General features: G+C 63.7%; 11 protein-coding genes. 3 read left to right on the forward strand and 8 right to left on the reverse strand.

The window, feature by feature from the left end; translation table 11 throughout:
- Positions 1-36: 36 nt before the first annotated feature.
- The 3 genes from ACYQ6J_RS18465 to ACYQ6J_RS18475 are packed head-to-tail and all read right to left on the reverse strand — an operon-like array spanning position 37 to position 2,503.
- Positions 37-441 carry a hypothetical protein gene (locus ACYQ6J_RS18465; protein WP_460185699.1) on the reverse strand — a complete coding sequence of 135 codons (405 nt, stop codon included), beginning with the start codon at positions 439-441 and terminating at the stop codon, positions 37-39.
- Positions 438-2,021 (reverse strand): recombinase family protein, encoded by a 1,584-nt coding sequence (locus tag ACYQ6J_RS18470; RefSeq protein WP_460185700.1) that lies wholly within the window; start codon positions 2,019-2,021, stop codon positions 438-440. Before ACYQ6J_RS18470 ends, ACYQ6J_RS18465 begins: the two co-directional genes overlap by 4 nt.
- Positions 2,018-2,503: a DUF2924 domain-containing protein gene (locus tag ACYQ6J_RS18475; protein WP_460185701.1), complete on the reverse strand. Its 486-nt coding sequence runs from the start codon at positions 2,501-2,503 to the stop codon at positions 2,018-2,020. The genes ACYQ6J_RS18470 and ACYQ6J_RS18475 overlap by 4 nt, the downstream gene beginning before the upstream one ends.
- Positions 2,504-3,623: 1,120 nt before the next feature.
- On the opposite strand from ACYQ6J_RS18475, the gene ACYQ6J_RS18480 reads away from it, so the two are divergent.
- On the forward strand, positions 3,624-4,793 hold the full coding sequence (locus tag ACYQ6J_RS18480) for a DUF2934 domain-containing protein (RefSeq protein WP_460185702.1): 1,170 nt from the start codon (positions 3,624-3,626) through the stop codon (positions 4,791-4,793).
- Positions 4,794-5,419: 626 nt separating this feature from the next.
- On the opposite strand, the gene ACYQ6J_RS18485 is transcribed toward ACYQ6J_RS18480, so the two are convergent.
- The 5 genes from ACYQ6J_RS18485 to ACYQ6J_RS18505 all read right to left on the reverse strand — a co-directional run bounded on the left by ACYQ6J_RS18485 (position 5,420) and on the right by ACYQ6J_RS18505 (position 8,714).
- Positions 5,420-6,088, reverse strand: coding sequence for a hypothetical protein (locus ACYQ6J_RS18485; RefSeq protein ID WP_460185703.1), 669 nt, complete (start codon positions 6,086-6,088; stop codon positions 5,420-5,422).
- A 112-nt stretch (positions 6,089-6,200) separates the two neighbouring features.
- Complete coding sequence (locus tag ACYQ6J_RS18490; RefSeq protein WP_460185704.1) at positions 6,201-6,620, reverse strand: hypothetical protein; 420 nt, start codon at positions 6,618-6,620, stop codon at positions 6,201-6,203.
- An 8-nt stretch (positions 6,621-6,628) separates the two neighbouring features.
- Positions 6,629-7,717, reverse strand: a complete 1,089-nt coding sequence (locus tag ACYQ6J_RS18495) for a polymorphic toxin-type HINT domain-containing protein (protein WP_460185705.1) — start codon at positions 7,715-7,717, stop codon at positions 6,629-6,631.
- 76 nt (positions 7,718-7,793) lie between these two features.
- Positions 7,794-8,129, reverse strand: coding sequence for a hypothetical protein (locus ACYQ6J_RS18500; protein ID WP_460185706.1), 336 nt, complete (start codon positions 8,127-8,129; stop codon positions 7,794-7,796).
- An 81-nt stretch (positions 8,130-8,210) separates the two neighbouring features.
- On the reverse strand, positions 8,211-8,714 hold the full coding sequence (locus tag ACYQ6J_RS18505; protein ID WP_460185707.1) for a tetratricopeptide repeat protein: 504 nt from the start codon (positions 8,712-8,714) through the stop codon (positions 8,211-8,213).
- A gap of 695 nt (positions 8,715-9,409) precedes the next feature.
- On the opposite strand from ACYQ6J_RS18505, the gene ACYQ6J_RS18510 reads away from it, so the two are divergent.
- Positions 9,410-9,994: a Calx-beta domain-containing protein gene (locus ACYQ6J_RS18510; protein WP_460185708.1), complete on the forward strand. Its 585-nt coding sequence runs from the start codon at positions 9,410-9,412 to the stop codon at positions 9,992-9,994.
- Positions 9,955-18,087, forward strand: coding sequence for a Calx-beta domain-containing protein (locus ACYQ6J_RS18515; protein ID WP_460185709.1), 8,133 nt, complete (start codon positions 9,955-9,957; stop codon positions 18,085-18,087). The genes ACYQ6J_RS18510 and ACYQ6J_RS18515 overlap by 40 nt, the downstream gene beginning before the upstream one ends.
- Position 18,088: the final 1 nt, after the last annotated feature.

Genomic DNA, 18,088 nt, shown 5'->3' on the forward strand with positions numbered 1-18,088 from the left:
GGAGGTCAAAATCGCATCTCTCTGCCAGGCAATATGTTAGCGCGTTGCCTGCAAACGCCACCTCCGCCGCTGGCGCTGCCAATCCGGCTCGGCGGCGATCACGAGCAGGTCGCGCAGCACCAGCGGGTCGCGGCCGCGCTCCACGGGGGGCAGAAACAGCAGCTCCTCCTGGATATCCGGGGCCAGGCCCAAGAGGTTCATGATCTGGGTGACCCGGGCCCGAGTGACATGCCCCAGCCGGGCCAACTCGGCCTGGTCCGCCACCTCGCCGCGGCGCACGAGCCCGTCGAAGCGGATCGCCAAGGCCATAAGCCGCGCAACGCGGGGCACGCGGCCGGAAGGTGCCGCCGCGGCCGGGTTCTCGCCCGGGCAGAGTTGCTTGCGACCCCTGGCCCCGCGGCGGAAGTGGACTCTGGCGCGGAACGTGATGCCCTCGCTCATGCGGCGTCTCCCTCTGCTTGCCGGTCCAACAGCGTCTTGATGCCGGTGGGGTGGAACGTGATCGAGATCACTCCTTCGCGCCCGTCGTAGTCGATCCGCTCGATGAGCAGATGCAGCAGCCGGCCTTGCTCGTGCGAAGTGAGCGACTCCCAGAGCGGATCGAACTCGGCCAGCGCCCGGGCGACCTCGGCGGGGTCGATCGTGCCGCGCCGCAGCCGTTCGATCTGGTCGCGGACCTCGACAAGCCGCCGCTGGGCCGCCGCGATCCGCTCCTGAAGGTCGGCCAGCCGCGCCGTGGTCTTCTCGCCGTCCACGTCCGTGCCCGGTTGCATGACGATCCGGTGCAACTGGAGATCGTACTCGCCAATCTCGCGCTGGAGCCGTGCTGCCTCGGCGGGCAACTCCTCCGTCTTTCGCGCCGCCTGGGCTTGGAGCTGCCGGACCGTCGCCGCCACCAGTCCGGGGTCGCCTCCGATGCACTTGATCTGCTCGACGACGAACTGCTCGATCTGGCCCGCGGGGATCGACCCGGTCGGGCAGGTAGCCCGCCCGCGCTTCTGGGCGGCGCCGCAGACGTAATAGCGATACCGCTTGATGCGGTTCCGCGAGGTATGCGTGTGGACCATCGCGCAGCCGCAGGCCGCGCAGTGCAGCAGGCCCTTCAGCAGAGCCCCGAACTTGTTCCGGACCACGGGCCCGCCCATCCGGCCGTTTCGCGCCAAGAGGGATTGGACACGCTGCCACACGTCGGCGTCCACGATGGCCTCGTGCTGGCCGTCGTGGATTTCGTCCTTGTACCGGACCTTGCCGAGGTATGTCACGTTGGTGAGCAGGTGCCACAGGCTGTTTTTCTCGAACTCCCTGCCCCCGCGCTCGACGCCCTTGCGCGTGGTCCAACGCTTGTTGCGCCAGCCGCGGCGACGCAGTTCCTCGATAACGGGCATCAGCCGCTCGTAGTCGAGATACAGTTGGAAGATGGCCCGGACCTGGGCTGCCTCGTGCGGGTTGACCAGCAGCTTCGCCCCCTGGGGGTCCAGGTCGTAGCCGAGGATCGGTCGGCCGCCGCACCACCGGCCCTTGCGGCGCGTGGCGGCGATCTTGTCCCGAGTGCGCTCGGAGATGATCTCCCGCTCGAACTGGGCGAAGGACAAGAGCACGTTGAGCACCAGCCGGCCCATCGACGTGGCCGTGTTGAACTGCTGGGTGACGGAGACGAACGACACGCCCTTGCGCTCGAAGGTTTCCATCATCCGGGCGAAGTCCAAGAGGCTGCGGCTGAGCCGGTCCACCTTGTAGACCACCACGCAATCGACCCGGCCCGCCTCGATGTCGTAAAGCAGGCGCTTGAGGGCCGGCCGGTCCATGTTGCCGCCGGTGAATCCGCCGTCGTCGTAGCGATCCGGAAGCACAATCCAGCCTTCGCCCGCTTGGCTGCGGATGAAGGCCTCGGCCGCCTCGCGCTGGGCATCGAGCGAGTTGAACTCCTGGTCCAGGCCCTCATCAGTGGACTTGCGGGTGTAGATAGCGCAGCGGATGGCCGGCGGGGTGCAGGAGGAGCTATGGTTGCGGTTGCGTGTCATCGGTCACGCCTCTTTCCGCCCAGTCGGAAGAAGAGGTAGCCGTTACAGTGGCTGCCGGTGATCGCCTTGGCCACGGCCGAAAGCGACTTGTGGACCTGGCCTTCGTACTCGAATCCCTGGGGCAGCACCTTGACCTGGAGCGTCTCGCCCTTGTAGGGACGGGTGAGGATAGTGCCCGGCGGCGGGAGCCGCGAGTCGCGGCCCGCCGCGGCTGGGACGGCCTGCGTTTGGGACGCGGCAGGCGTCCGAGGCGGCCGCAGGCGCAAGTTCGCGTCGTTGGCCAGTTCCTCGGCCCGGCGCCGGGCCCGCTCCGACAGGTCGCCCTCGGCCAAGGCCTGCATGCGCCAGAGGATGCGCTTGATGAGCCACTGCTTGTGCCGGCTGCGGGTCGGCTCGCCGAACACCTCGACGTAGCGCACGCGCAGCTCGCCGACTGACATACGCCGCAGTGCGGCCAGCTCTTTCTCGACGTTTAGATTCATGCTTTCGGCTCCTGGTACGGGTCTCGGATACCGTCAACCGACACGCCCACTGAGCCTCGTTCGGCCCGAAAGCTCAAGGCCCTCGGGCGATGTTTTCGGAGGGTTCTCGGAAGATTCCCCGGCGGGCAGGGCGGCCCGTCGGTCGAGCCGCAGTAGCCCAGCGGCGAGAATGGCGGCTATATCGCCCGAACGTTCGTCGGGCGACAGGCGCGCACTCCGGGCGCAGTCGAACATTGGGATGCTCCAGAAGAAGATGAGGCCTGCCCGGCTCCCTGGGGGCGACGCTTGTGGACCGGTGAAGGCGACGGCAAGGGCCGGTCGCGCGGCCCTATGCTGTTAACCTACCGGACGCCGGTTCGAGGTGTCGGTAAAATGTCCCTAGAGGATTGTTTTCGTCCCGCGCGCCTCGTGGACTTGGTTGCCTTTGAGTCAGCGCGCTTGGGGCGGATGGGTCACTACCGTTCATGGCAACTAGGGGTATCCCATGCGTGCAGGCGTGGCCGACCAGCTCCTTCGCCGAATTGAGCAAGAGGTGCTCGACCAGCACCATCGGCAATGTGGGCTCCTTGCTCGACATGAGAATGTTGCAGTCGGCGCTCTCCTCCGGTGCTATGCGCAGATTCTCCGCGATCTTCGGAAGGGCAAGATTCCGAAGCCGAGCGACGACGCCAAGTCTCAGACGGCGAACGAAGGACTCCGCGGGTTGGGGCATTGCCTGCGGTGGATCAGGAAATGCTGCCCTTCGAGAGTTGTCGTTCCTTCGGCTGCGCCAGATGTGCTTGCCTGCGAAGCCCTCGAACTCCTGCGGTGGGGCGTGGCCTACGACCCGATCTGGAACGAGCACTCTGCCTACTCGCGTGGTCTCGCGGTTGCCGAGGCTGACGAACGAAGCAGGGTGATCACGTTCCTGCCCCAGCGGGATGTAAATCCTCGTTTCTTTGTCACGCAGATTGAGGCCAAGAAGGCAGACGACCAACGGCGTGCCTCCGCTCGTCCGGACTCGAAGCTTGCTGAGCTTGGGAGAACTTGGTGTGAGTCTGTCAGGTTGTCCAGTCAAGGACTACGGTTCGATGACGCAACGATCGGTCGGAGCGGAGCGATTGATGTTGCGATGTCATGGATGGAGAAGACGTGCCTGCCGGAACTCAATGCTGCAACCAACCTCAAGGGATGCACGGTAGGCGAGCTGCGCCGGGTACTGGCCACCTTGTACGTCCACTCGCTTTTTGTGACCAAGCTCGAGGATGTCAGCGACGATCAGCCGGTACATGGCGTCGTGCTGCGCCCATGCGTTGTGGCACGGCAGCGAGATCAAGTGATCAACTGGCTCGTTGAGCTTTCGGGAGTGGCGCGGCAAAGCGTCGACGCGATCCTGTCGGTGCTCACGTTCGATCCCACGCATCCTCATGTCACGCTGGCCCAGCAGCCGTTCGTGAATTCCGTCGATGGACAGGTCTTTTTTCTGCCCAGGATGCTTCTGCTGCTCGATTTGCCGCGCATGTACATTGGGGCGCTCAACAAGGACAGGCAAGGCAGGGCAGTCTATGCTGGGACGATCAACCACGTCGAGGCTGCCGGAGTGGAATCGATGGCCAGGGAAATCCGTGCGGCGGTTCCCAACACGTTTCAGATCGCAACGAAGTCCTCTTTTCGTCTGTCGGACGGTCGGGAGTTTACCCCGGATATAGTCCTGGTCTCCGAAGCCCACCAAACGGTCCTCGTCGTCGATGTCAAGTACGCGACACCCCCGTTCGGTCCCGCCGATGTTCATAACGACATGAAGGAGATGGAGAAATGGAAGAGCCGCGTCCTTGATTACGTGAACAGCTTTCAAACGAATCCGAGCGTCCTGGCCCAGAAGTTTCAGTGGGAGCGCCAGGGAATGCCCGCGGTGTTTGGCCTAATTCTCCTGCGATGGCCCCTGCCGATACCCGTCGACTTTGCCGATTCGATGTGCGCCGTAGATTGGCCTTCGCTGGGGGAGTACTTCCGCCAAGGCGGTTTTGCCTCGATCCGCGACTTGATGACTTGGGCGTGCAATCGTCCGGACATCACCGCCCCAAAAGCCCTCACGTGGAAAGCGAAGGAGGTTCGGGTTGCCGAGTGGACGTATCGGTACTTTGTCCTAACGCCGCTTCCCAACGACAAGCTGTTCGACCGAACGCAGAAGTTGGCGTATCGGCTTTGGGAGCAGCGTGGCAAGCCGCTCTGGGACGATTTGCGGGACTGGTATCTCGCCGAGGAGCAGATGACCGCCCGAAGGTGGGTGGCGCTCGATGCAGACGACTGACGGCCGGCCCCCGCCAGCAAGCCGGGCTGTTAACTCGACGAGCCTGTTCACCAGAGAGTCAGAGAGTTCGAGGCCGAAGGTTCGGGCCGCGATGGCAAACCTATGGGGTTGCCTTCGACCCCGGATAGAACTCTCCCGAAATCGAGAGCGCCCAGCCGCCGGGCTAATCGACGCAAATCCTTGCAGAAAAGCGGGTTAAAGCGAAACGCCCGCGACCCCTCAATCCGGGGCACGGGCGTCAACTGGCCGGTCGGCGGTTTGGTAGAAAATGAAGAAGCTCCCCGAGTAGAACGCTCTTCGTAACCACTCGCGCGATAGTCGATGGCGCAACTGCCGTTATGACAAAGGGTTATGGATTTCGCGTCCGGTTCGGCAGGTGCAACACGAATCGGACGGCTGCGAACCAGGCGCTAGCGGGTTACCAACCAGAGAACGCCGAGGCTGTAAACCCGCAAGCGCTTATTTCGGGCCGCCGTGACCCCGACCGGTTGGTTTACTCAAAGCGCGAGCGCAGAGGGTGCCCCCGGCAGCCTGTCACCTTCGCATGGCGATGCGGCAGGTTGCCACCTCACCCTTGGAGCAGCGACTCAATCAAACCGGCGACCCGATCCATCGCCGCAGCCGGCTCACGGGACCGTCCTTTCATGGTTGCACAGCACGGACGCCGCGCCCCGCACCGACGGAATTGCTTCGATCCGAGTGCGCTCACGGCGAAACCGCTCGTCCAGTTGCTGCCACTTGCTTTCGTGCTTCGCTGCGACACGCTTCACCAGATCGGGCGACGCACCCCGGCAGTAGTCTTCCCAGAGCTGTCTAGCGTCGGCTCGCAACTTCGTCAGCTCAGAAATCCGCTCGCCGGCTCGCTGGGCGGTCGCAGGATCGCGAACGCTCGCGAGCTGCTCCAAGTGCATTTCGTCCAGGCGGAGGATGCCTTCGACGATTGCCTCTCCTTCCATCTCCGACGCGGTCGGCCTGCTTCCCTCTTTCCGGTCGGTCGCCTCGCGACCGGCCTTCAACAGGGCCGCTCCGCCGATAGCCAGGCCCACGGCCAGGCCGCAGGCCGCTCCGATCCAGCGGCGCCGCGTCCACGAGGCGCCGATCAGCCCGCAACCGATGAAAATGAGGCCCAGGTCGAAGACCAGCAGCTCCCTATGCTCCGGCTTGGGCGGTTTCGCGACGAATTGCAGACCGACGGCCAGCACCAGCATTGCGCCGACGAACCCCAGCAAACGTGACCGCCTCTTCGTCGCTGCCAGATCCTGGTCCGAATGGGAACTCTTCGCGCTGCCGTTCATCTGGTTTACCTTCAAACTAACCGTCTGCGGGACTGTTGGCTTGCCGTGACCTGACCAAACCTATTCATCCAGACCGCACCAGCGAGCTTGCACCCCCCGCGTCTATCAATGTCTACCGCAAGCCTTCAGCCCCACGTGTCGGTTCCGCGTCGAGCACATCCATGATCTCCCACGCGCGCTCGGCGGTTACCGTTCCAGGCTTGTCTGGTCGGACACGAAATCGGTCGAGGGCCGCCTTGGCATCGCTCCAACTGAGCGGTTTCCGGGACATGCGTTCAACATTGTTGTGAAGGTCGGTTACGACGAGGTAATACTCGTACTCATGATCTATGCGGCCGGTTCTCTGATCGACGACACGGGCAGCCGGACGAATGGCAACCTGCACCATGTCCAGCAAGCGTTGTTTCTGAAGTGTAACAGCTTCGTGACCCTGTGGGCAAATGGCGTCACTTGGGGCTTCAGCGGCGTCCTCCTCGCGAAACAACGTCCATCTATGCCCAAGCTCACATGTATAGAACCAGTACGCCTTCATTGTCTACCTCAGTACCACAGGTGGAAGTCGATCCCGTCGACGTGGACGTTAATATGAGGGCCGGCACCAAACCGTGGATGCCCTAGGAAATCGTCGCGCCACCAAACGCTGCCGTCCTTGGAAGATCGTCCGATCACGCGCATGGAATTCTTCATTTGGGGTGGCACACCCCGGAAGTCCTTTAGATGGATGGGCTCGACGTTTCTTCCCATGTTTCCCGCGATTTCGGACGCGGCTTGCCGTGCGGCTCTCCTACTCGGGAATCGGTAGTGCCCCTTTTCCTCCAATCTTATCCCACCGTGTCGCCGCGCCGCTGCGTCCGCGCGTTCGGCGCAATTCAAATTATGCGCCACGACCGCCAAGGTGGAGACGTGGTAGACATGCTCCCCCTCGACGGTCATATTGTACACGCGGTGGACGCCGGGGATACGCTGAACCCGGGTGACCGTGAGCGGGCGGCGCAGGCCGCTCAGTTGCTCGCATGGCCGGAGGTCGCGGGTCGAAACCCACTCCCCGCGCGATTGGCTGTAGAACTTGTGCAGCCCAGTGGGGCGCACTCGCTCGCTGCGGCCCTGATCGTCGGTGAGCGTCACCTCCCACACGTCCCGGTTGAGGTGGTTGACGGTGGTGAGCACGACCTTGCCCGGACCGGGTTCGATAGAAGGGCAGGGGTCGTTGGCCATCACCCGAGCGTGCAGGCCTTCGGGCAGGCCCATTTCGACCAGGTCCAGCGGGATAGGCACCAGGGCGCCGACGTGGGCCCCGTGCTTTGCGACCCACTCCGGCGGCTGAAGAGTTTCCACCTCGATGGGATCGACCGTACCGTCTTCCCAGCGGTTGTCGGCCACCAGGCGCAGCTTGCGCCACGTGGCCGGATCGACCGCCGTCGCGGTGGACCGCTCCGCTTCGCCAAGCTCCGGATTGCGGGCGATGACCCGCTGGCCGACGCGGACCGCCTCAATGGGGCGCGTCTGGGGTGCGGGCAGCGAGATCGCGCTTGCAGCAGCGCGGTTTACTCGATACGATGGCGGCTCTTTGCCGAGTCCCAGCCAGAAGCAGCACCCGGCCAACAGGGCGCACAAAAGTACCCGTCCCACGTTGCAACGCGGGAACGTCGACGTCGACCTCTTAGCCGCCATACCGTGTGACATAGGAGTACCGCACGGGAGACAGTCAAATCGATGCTACGTCCATGACTTCGATGTCGGCACAAAAGAAGTGTATACGGCTGTTCTCGTAGTCTTGAACCTCGTACTTGACTCGGTCCCAACCGCGATCGGACAGATCGGCAATGTCGAAGCCCGTGATCTGAGTATCCCCGTCGCCGAATTGTTTGATGCTGAGATCGGATACGTCCGCAAAACGCAGGTCAACCTTGAATCGCGGGTTGGTCTCCGAAGGCCAGCCGTGGCGAGCGATGTCCCGGCGCTCCAGGATGCACTCAAGCCGCAATTCGGCACCCTTTCCTAGTCCTTTACCTTCGTACTTAAGCGAACGAATGAACGCCACGTCAGCTGGATCCCAACGTCCGACTATCTTGGCTACTGATTCCACATTCCGCATGTGTATACTCAGCTGGTCAGCATAACACTACTGTGGGAAATTGAACACGCTCTCGCGACCATCGAGATGTCCCTGCGCGGCCAAGGAGTTGCCCAGGTTGTAGAGGGCGTCGGCGTGATCGGGTTGGATTGCCAACGCCTGCCGGCAGCTTGTGACCGCCTCGACGTAAAGGCCCTGCTCGAACTGGGCGTTTCCCAGGTTCGAGTACGCGTCCGCATAGTCCGGCTTCAGCTTCGAGGCCCGGCGGAAATACCTGGCTGCCTCGTCGGTACGACCGGCCCCCAATAGCGCCACGCCCAGGCTATTGGCGTAGGCCGGGTTGGCCGGCTGAAGCTGGAGTGCCTTGCGAAGATGCTCCAACGACTGCGGTAGTTGGCCAGTCTGATAGAGAGCCACGCCGAGTAGGTGCAAGGCATCCGGCTGTTCCGGCCGCACGGCGAGCACCTCCCGATAAAGGGCCATGGCCTCCCGGAGATTGCCGGCTTGATGGAGCCGAAGACCGCTGTGGAGCAGTTCGCCAAGACTGGGCATGGGACCACGTAACCACTGAAACGCCGCGTGGGGAAGACTTCACGCAAGCTGCCGACGCCTTGACCGGTTTGCTGTTCTACTGTACCCGGCTCGCTCTGGCTTTCCCAGGGAGCGGGTCGACCAGTTCCCCGGACCGATAGGCAGCTTGGGTTGGACGGGGAACCCGCGTCTATACCCCCCTTCGTCTTACTGGATACTGGAAGGCGGAATAACGCGCGATTGTCTCCCCAAGTCCTTGGCCCGTAATCAGTTGACCTGGAGATTCGTGGGCCGTGGTTTCTCAAGACTTCCAAGGTGAGGCTGGGCAGCCTCAAGACTGGCCCCCGGTGGGCATCGGCTCCGCTCCGTCCGGGCCGCCGGTCCGGGGCTCCGGTAAGAAACGCAGCTCGCAGCGAAATCCCATCAGGGGGATACTTGACGAAATGCATGCGGTGTGCTAACCATGCGGGCGTCGCGGTGGAAATGCCTGTCCGTGGGCCAACTGCCCTCGGGCGGCGGGCCTGAGCGTGCGTGGACGGTGCGGACGGTTTGGGCCTGGTGTGTTCCTCCTGGCTCTTCGTTGCGCATTTCGCGCTTGCTTCGGCTCCTATCGCACAGCGGTAGCCAGTCTGGGCGATCGGTTGGGTGCCGACCTCCAGGTTGGCGTGCGAAAGGGTTTTGCGCCGAGGCTCAACGGCTGTCGGGAGGTTCGGCCGATGCATCTGCCCATCAGCATGTGGCGCCAGACGCTGGCGAGATTGGGATTCAAGGCCAGGAAGAATTCCAGGCGACCGGGCTATGGCCGAACGCGGCGGCTCGTGTTGGAGCAGCTGGAGACCCGGCAGTTGCTCACCACGGTGACCGTGGCCTTGGGACAGAACGCCGCCGAAGGGAGCCAGGCGGGCTATTTCGTCTTCACGCGGGACAACACCGTCGGCAGCCTGATGGTCAGCTTCTCGATCGACCAGTCGGCGAGCACGGCTGCTTACGGGTCGGACTACAGCTCTCCAGCCACCTTTGGAAGCGTGACCTTCGCCCCCGGTTCATCGACGGTGAATCTCAGCCTCACCCCGATCGACGATAGCTTGGTGGAGGCCACCGAATCCGTGCTGCTCCGGATTCAGTCGGGTTCGGGCTCGGGCGGGTCGTATTCTATAGGCAGCCCGAGTTCCGCAACGTGCCTGATTTACGACAATGACGTGGCTGCGACGATCAACGTTTCGGCCACCCAGGACGCCGCAGAAGGGGGGCCCAGAACGGTGTGTTCACGTTCACCCGGGACATCACCTCAGGCAGCCTGACGGTCTATTACACCATCGACAGCTCCAGCACGGCGAGCCTGAATGCCGACTACACCGGGCCGTCGATGAGCGGCAGCGTGACGTTTTCGGCCGGGGCTTCTTCGGTCACGCTGAACGTTGTGCCCGTGGACGACAGCCTGGTGGAGGGCAACGAAACGGTGGTGCTGCGGATTCAGTCGGGTTCGGGCTCCGGCTCATCGTACCTTCTGGGGTCGGCCAGCAGCGCCAGTGTGCTGATTACAGACAACGACGCCCTGGCCACGGTCAACGTGGCTGCCACGCAGAATGCGGCGGAGCCGAGCCAGTCGGGGTATTTCACGTTCACCCGCGACGTCACCTCCGGCAGCCTGACGGTCTATTACACGATCGACAGCTCCAGCACGGCGAGCCTGAACGCCGACTACACCGGGCCGTCGATGAGCGGCAGCGTCAGTTTTGCCGCCGGCGAAGCCTCGGTGACTTTGGCGGTTACGCCGGTGGACGACACGCTGGTTGAGGGGACCGAAAGCGTGGTGTTGCGGCTCCAGGCAAACTCGCAATCCAGTTCCTCCTACGCCCTGGGAAGTTCCAGTAGCGCCAGCCTCTTGGTAGCGGACGACGATGTGCCGGCCACGGTCAACGTGGCTGCCACGCAGAATGCGGCGGAGCCGAGCCAGTCGGGGTATTTCACGTTCACCCGCGACGTCACCTCCGGCAGCCTGACGGTCTATTACACGATCGACAGCTCCAGCACGGCGAGCCTGAACGCCGACTACACCGGGCCGTCGATGAGCGGCAGCGTCAGTTTTGCCGCCGGCGAAGCCTCGGTGACTTTGGCGGTTACGCCGGTGGACGACACGCTGGTTGAGACGGATGAGACGGTCGTGCTGCGGCTCCAGTCGAGTTCGATGTCCGGCTCGTCGTACACCTTGGGGAGCATGACCAGCGCGACGCTTCTGGTCGTGGACGACGAGCCGCCCGCAGTGACGCTGTTGAAGCTGCTCAACGACACGGGCACGTCGCCCTACGATTTGATTACCACTGACCCGACCCTCACCGGGCAGATTTCCAGCAGGGGCAACAGCACGGACGTAAGCGTCGAGTTCGACTACGATGGGGACGGGACGGTCGATGCCTCGACCGTGGTCGAGGATCGCGAGTTCACCCACACGCCCGCAAGCCTGCCGCTCGGCCCGCTGACGATTCACGCCAGGGCCAAGAGGTGGGACGCGGGGCAGTCAACCTACGTCTACGGCGGCTGGACCTCGCTGGGCTTCACATTGGCGGATGGCGTGAACCATGCCCCGGGGGTGACGGCGCTCGGCTTGGCCAACGGGACGCAGGATGCCGGCGGGGCCTGGAGCACCACGGACCCGACCCTGGTGGGCGACGTGGCCAACGACGGCCCGCTGGCGTTCCTCAAGGTCGAGTTCGACTGGACCGCCGACGGCGAGGCGGACGGCGAGGCGCGGACCGACCAGGCGGGGCATTTCCGGTACAAGCCGCCGGGGCTCCAGCCGGGCGAGATCACGGTGCAGGCACGGGCCGTGGAGTGGGATGCCGACACGTCGATGGAGCTTGTCGGGGTCTGGACTTCATTCACGTTTACCCTGGAGGAGGCGGCTGGCCCGACAGTGGCCAACCTCCAGTTGGTCAACGACACCGGCGAGTCGGCCACCGACCTGGTGACCACCGACCCGCGGATCGCGGGCGACGTGACGGGGGTGGCCAGTTTCTTGGGCCTTACCATCGAGGTCGACACCAATGGCGACGGGACCGCGGAAGGGACCACGCTGACGGACAACCAGGGGCACTTCACCTATACACCGCGGGGTTTGCAGCCGGGTGAGATCACGCTCCAGGTGCGGGCGGTCGTGGCCGGCACCGGCACTGAGCAGGGCACGCAGGGCCCGTGGGCCTCGCTCACCTTCACGCTCGTGGCCGTCACCCCGGCCTTGGTCACCAACCTCCATCTGGAAAACGACACCGGCGAGTCAAGCTCGGACAACATTACCGCGGACCCGGACATCCTGGGCCAGGCGAGCCGGCAGGGCGAGCAGGCCCGTCTGACGGTCCAGTTCGATCACAACGGCGACGACCAGATCGACGGCACGACGCTCACCGACCTGGACGGCAATTTCCGCTACACGCCGATCGGGCTGGCCAACGGCGAGGTGACGTTGCGGGCCCGGGTGGCGGAGTGGGACAGGATCAACGCCACGTACCTGTACGGCCAATGGGCGAGCTTTACGTTCACGCTGGAGGATGCGCCGGAGGCGGGTTCCGGCGGAGGAGGATACTCGTATCCAGGCGGGCCAGGGTCGGACTTCACGTCGGCCGCGGAGGCGTACGAGCGGGCCGTCGCGTCGAGCTTTGCCTCGCTGGACACGATCATCGTGGGCTCAGACCCGACCCCGGGGGTCTTTGACGCGCTGGAGATCGGCACCTTCCTGCCGGTGGCCACGCTGAGCGGGGCCTTTCTGCCCTACCTGACGGACACCACGGCCCCAACCAGCCACAGCTATAGCTCGACCGACACGTTCGACCAGACGGTGACCACCGCCAACGGGCAGTACACGATCCACAACACGGCCACCACCACCTACGACATGGACGTGACCGGCGATGCCACCAGCGGGACGTTTACCATCGACGTGTCGATCAACCAGACGACGCTCTACGATGAGGTGGCGGACGTGACCGGCCTAGTGCTGAGCTACCACTACACGATCAACCAGCCGGGCACGTACATCTACACTTACCATGCCAGCGGGAGTTATTCGCTGACCGGGGGCGTGATCGTTTACAGCGGCACGTTCACGAGCCACGAGGAAGGGACCTCGGACTCGGTGGCGGACTACGACGGGACCTCGGACGGCCTGTGGCTGACGACCACCTGGGACTGGCACAATGAGAGCCACTGGGGCTTCACGCGGGACGAGTCGGGCAGTTTCGGGGCCTCGGGGGTCACGTCCACCTACACGCTCACCGAATGGGGCAACGGCAGCTACACGTCCGACGAGTCGGGGGACTACCTGGATACCTCGACGACCACTTACAGCAGCGTGACGAACGAGTGGGACTACCTGCTTTCCAGCGCCGGCCTCTGGAACTGGAGCTACGTTGAACACGGGAGCGTCACGCCGAACGGCACCACCGGGGATTACTCGTACGACGAGTCGGCCAGCGACACCTACGATTATTTTGAAGAGGGGAGCTACTCGTACGGGTACCTGGACGCCTACACGTCCCAGTCCTCCACCTACGACTACACGAAGTCGGTGGACGAGACCTCGGCAAGCAGCTACTCGGAAGACGGGACGTTCGACGCCTCGGGCTCAACCGGTACCTTCACGTACCACGAACAGTGGGACTATAGCGAAGATTGGATCGCCAACGGCACCGACAGCTACAGTTTTGCTTGGGGCGGGCGTACCTCGGGATGGAGCTACGGCTACACCGAGACCTCGACCTGGGATGGCAGCGACGCGTACGATGAGTGGGGGAACTTCACGCCCACCGTAACCACCGCCGATTGGTCCTGGGACGAGGAGGCCATCGAGACCTACAGCTATAACGGCTCGGGCACCGACGGCTGGACCTGCACCGACGCCAACACCACGCAAACCTACACAGCTACTTTCACCGACACCGAAGGGTGGACCTACGGCTATACCTATGGCGAGGACGGCCACTACGTCGACACCTACGATACGGCCGGGCTTTTGGTCAGTTCGACCGAAAACGGCAGCTACAGCTTCGACGAAAGCGAGAACGGCACCTGGAGTTACGGCAACTCGGCCACCTACACTTTTTCGGTCGACGACGGACACTGGCTCGGCTCGTACACCGGCAATTCCTCCTACACCGAGTCGGGCAATTGGGACTACACCTTCAGCGACGCAGGCACGTTCCTGGACGACGACCAGACCGGCGCGTACCTGTGGGCCGAAAACGAGTCGTGGACCTGGACCTCCGGCGGCACCGGCTCAGCGTACTACACCTACACGGCCGACTATACCACCGGCTGGCACTCGTACAGCGGTACGCAGTCGGGCTCCGGCGGCGGCCAGTACCACTACTTCGAATCGACCGCCTACACGCCCGATAGCACCTTGGGCCTCTACTCGTCGAGCGAATCCTCCAACTCGATCTATCACTACGCCGAGACAGGTTCAAACCACTTCAGCTACGCCAACGCAGGAACCTCCACCGACTGGGGCGGCGGCTGGAGCATCTCGGATGACTACACCTACGATTACGGGTACGACGAGGCCGGATTGGTGACCGAGGACGGGCCGATCGGCGCCTACACGCTTTCGGAGGGCGACCTGGAACTGTACCGCTGGTCGGCCTGGGGCGATTACGACTACGATTACGCGGATGCCACCACCACCGCCTCCAACGATTGGGCATGGAGCGAGTCGTTCGGCTACGACTGGGGCTCCGACTACTTCGAGTGGGGCGTGTTCGGGCCCGGGGGCGAGGTCGGGCTCTACGACTACAGCGAAGAGTATGCCGAGTCGTGGGACTACAATGGCTCGGGCGATTGGTTCTCCGACTACGCGACGACCAACGTCACCAGCCACTCCAGCGGCCACTGGAGCTACGTCGGCTGGGACGACTACGGCTTTGTGGTCAGCGACGTGGGCTCGTTCAGCGAGGACGGGGAGGTGGGCTTCTATAGCTTGCAGGAGGCCTGGGCCGGCTCGTATACCTATGACGCCAACGGCAGCGCAAGCCGCACCGAGACGTATCCCGGCGGGACCTACACGTACCCCGGGGGCTACACCTACGTGGTGCCCGGGACCACCACGAGCGGCTCTTCGAGCTACACGTACCACGGCAACTGGACCTACAGCGGCTCGGCTGAGTATGACAAGGCTTACGACGAGCCGGGCGAGACGTGTGTCTCGTTTTACGACTATGAGCACGTGGCCGATGGCACGACCACGGGCCATGCGGAGGGCAACTCGTCCTACAGCGGGCCGGGGGGCTCCAGTTCCACCAGCTACGTGAGCGACTCGACCGGCAGCACGCACGACGAGTGGCACACGACGACCCTCAGCGCGTGGAGTGTCACGGTTGGGTCCGGCGGTTGGCCGATCTGGACGCTTCTGGGCTCGGTCTCCGACCACTCCGAGGTGCATACCACCAGCAGCAATAGCACGTGGACGCAGACCTCGACGGTCAACGGCACCAGTTCGACCACGAGCGGCAGCTACTCCAGCAGCAGCTCGACGCCGAGTTCGAGCCACACGGAGACGGGCACGCCCCCCAGCGGCCCGCCTACCGCTCCCACCTACAGCGGCCCCGACGATACTGACTTCGACACCCTCCTGACCGCCCTGGCCACCACCGCCGCGGGCGCCTACACCACGCCCAGCACCCTGGGATCGGCCATCCGCTCTGGTGTTACCGCCTTTCTTGTCCTGGACGCCGATGAAAACGCAAGCAACCGCGGCGCCACATTGCGATCCGTGGCCCCGAGCGATCTCGGGCCGCAGACGGTTTACGACTTGAGCGGGCGGCTCACCGCTCTGGTGGACGGCAACTGGGGCGTGACCACGCTCACGTATGACGAGGACGGCAACCTGGCCAGCCTCACGGACCCGGAGGGGAACACGACCGAGTGGGTCTACGACGAAGAGGACCGGCTGATCCAAGAGATCGACCCGCTGGACGAGAGCAGGTACTATACCTACGACACGGCGGGCGACCTGGTGCGGTACGTGGACCGCGACGGCGAGGTCCGGCAGTACGAGTATGACTCCCAGCATCGGGTGGTCACGGAGACCTGGTACGCCAACACCACCGACGCCGACGCCCAGCAAAACGCCCTCAACACGATCGAGTTCGCCTACGACTCGGCGGGCCGGATTGTCTGGGAATCCGATGATTTCTCCTCCGCGAGCTACACCTATGACAGTCAAGGCCGGTTGGTCGGCGTGACCCAGACGAGCGTTTCGGGCCCGACCGTCGTGCTGACCTATACCTACGAGGGCCAGAGTACCCAGCCGGCCAGTATGGCTACTTCGATTGACGGCACAGCCGACTTCCTCAATACTTACGAGTACGATACCGAGGGCCGCCTGGTCCAGATTACCCAGACCGGCCAGACGGCCGGCAATGCCGTGGCCGAGAAGCAAATCGTGCTGACCTACAACTCTAGCGGCCAGGTGGCCACCATCACCCGGTATCTCGACGAGGATTTGGTCGTGCAGGCCGATTACGAGTACGATTCCTCCGGCCGCCTGACCGGCCTGGTGTATCATCAGGGCCAAAGTACGCTGGCCTCGTACAGTTGGACCTACAGCAGTGAAGGCTCCTCTCTCGTCTCCAATCCTGAATCCTTAATCCCTTCTTCCTGGCTGCCCAACGGTGGCTTGCCGGTGATCGGGCCGGTGGGTGTGGGCGAGGGTATGTTGCCCGTGCACGACACCAAGGGCATCCCGGAGGCTCTCGTGGCCGGTACTTACTATTCTGATGTAACCCCCGTGGCCTCCGCCACATCCTCGGACGGTACCGTCACGTACAGCTACGACGCCACAGGGCAGTTGATCGGGGCTGACTATTCGGGGAGCCCGGCTGACGAATCCTACGCGTATGATGCCAATGGAAACCGCACCAATCCCGGCTACGTGATCGGTGCGGGCAACCGCCTGTTGTCCGACGGCACGTATCGGTATCTTTATGACGCCGAAGGCAACCGCATCGCTCGGTTCATCGACGTGGACGAAGACGGCGTTTTGGACGGCGGCGACACGGACATCACGCAATACACGTGGGACAACAGGAATCGATTGGTTCAAGTGACCGACCGGGCCGTATTCGGCGGTGATGCGGTGCAGATCGTCACGTACTTGTACGACGCGGAGAACCGCTGGATTGGCGAGACGGTGGATAGCGACGGCGACGGCACGGTGGACCATCAGACCTGGTTCGCCTACGACGGCAACCAGATCGTCCTGGAGTTCGACAAGGAGGGTACGGGCGACGTAACGGGCGAGGACTTGAGTCATCGGTACCTGTGGGGGCCGGCGGTGGACCAGGTGCTAAGCGACGAGCAGGTGACGGACCCGCAAACGCCGGGCAGCGTTCTCTGGCCGCTCACTGACCGCCTCGGCACCGTCGGCGATTTGGCCGTGTATGATGCCCAAACCGGCGTCACGAGCGTTGCCAATCATCGCGTGTACGACAGCTTCGGCAACCTCAAGTCCGAGACCAACGCCGCCGTCGATTTCCTCTTCGGCTTCACCGGCCGGGCGTTCGATGAGACCACCGGATTTCAGAACAATCTCAACCGCTGGTACGATCCGGCCGTTGGCCGCTGGCTGAGCCAAGACCCGCTCGGCTTCCATGCTGGCGACTTCAACGTCTACCGCTACGTGGGGAACAACCCGGCGTTGGCCGTCGATCCCACAGGCCTGTGGTGGGGGTGGGATGAGTGGCGGGAGGCAATCAAGGCTTTCTCGAACGAGTTATTCGTCAACGAGATTTACGGTGGGGCGAAGGCCTTGGTTACGGGCGAAGCGGGCCGGCAGTTGGGCAACCGCTGCGTGGGCATCGTGGAGACGCAGACCGGGAAGCCGTTTAGGGGCACAACTTCGGAATGGGCCCGGTTTGGCCGAGCCGTCGCCGGTGACGTCGTGGGCGTCAACCAGATCGTCGAGGGTGCTAGTGGGTACGACATTTCGAATCAGCAAGAGCTTGACGCGTGGGAACGTGCGCGTCGCGCCGCGGGGGGCACCGGGGCGCTTGCCGGCACTGCTGCCGGCGGAATCTACGCTGCCGGCAAGTACGCGCCCGCGACCTTCCCGACCGCCGCCAAGGCAGCAGGACTTACTCCAGCGAGTACAGTTGCCCAAGGCGCAAAACCCGCGTGGCCGGGAAACGACCCTGCTCAAGCGCCTCTCGGTACGAAGTGGAGAGGGAAACCAGGGAGCACACCGGGCAGCGACCAAGGGAACTATTACAATCCGGCGACTGGTGAGAGTTTCCACCCGGACCTGAATCATCCGCCACCGGTTGGACCACACTGGGATTACCGAGCGTCCGATGGAACCTGGTATCGCATCATGCCAGATGGGAGCATGGTTCCCAAGCGGCGATAGG

Source organism: Thermopirellula anaerolimosa, from assembly GCF_054657335.1.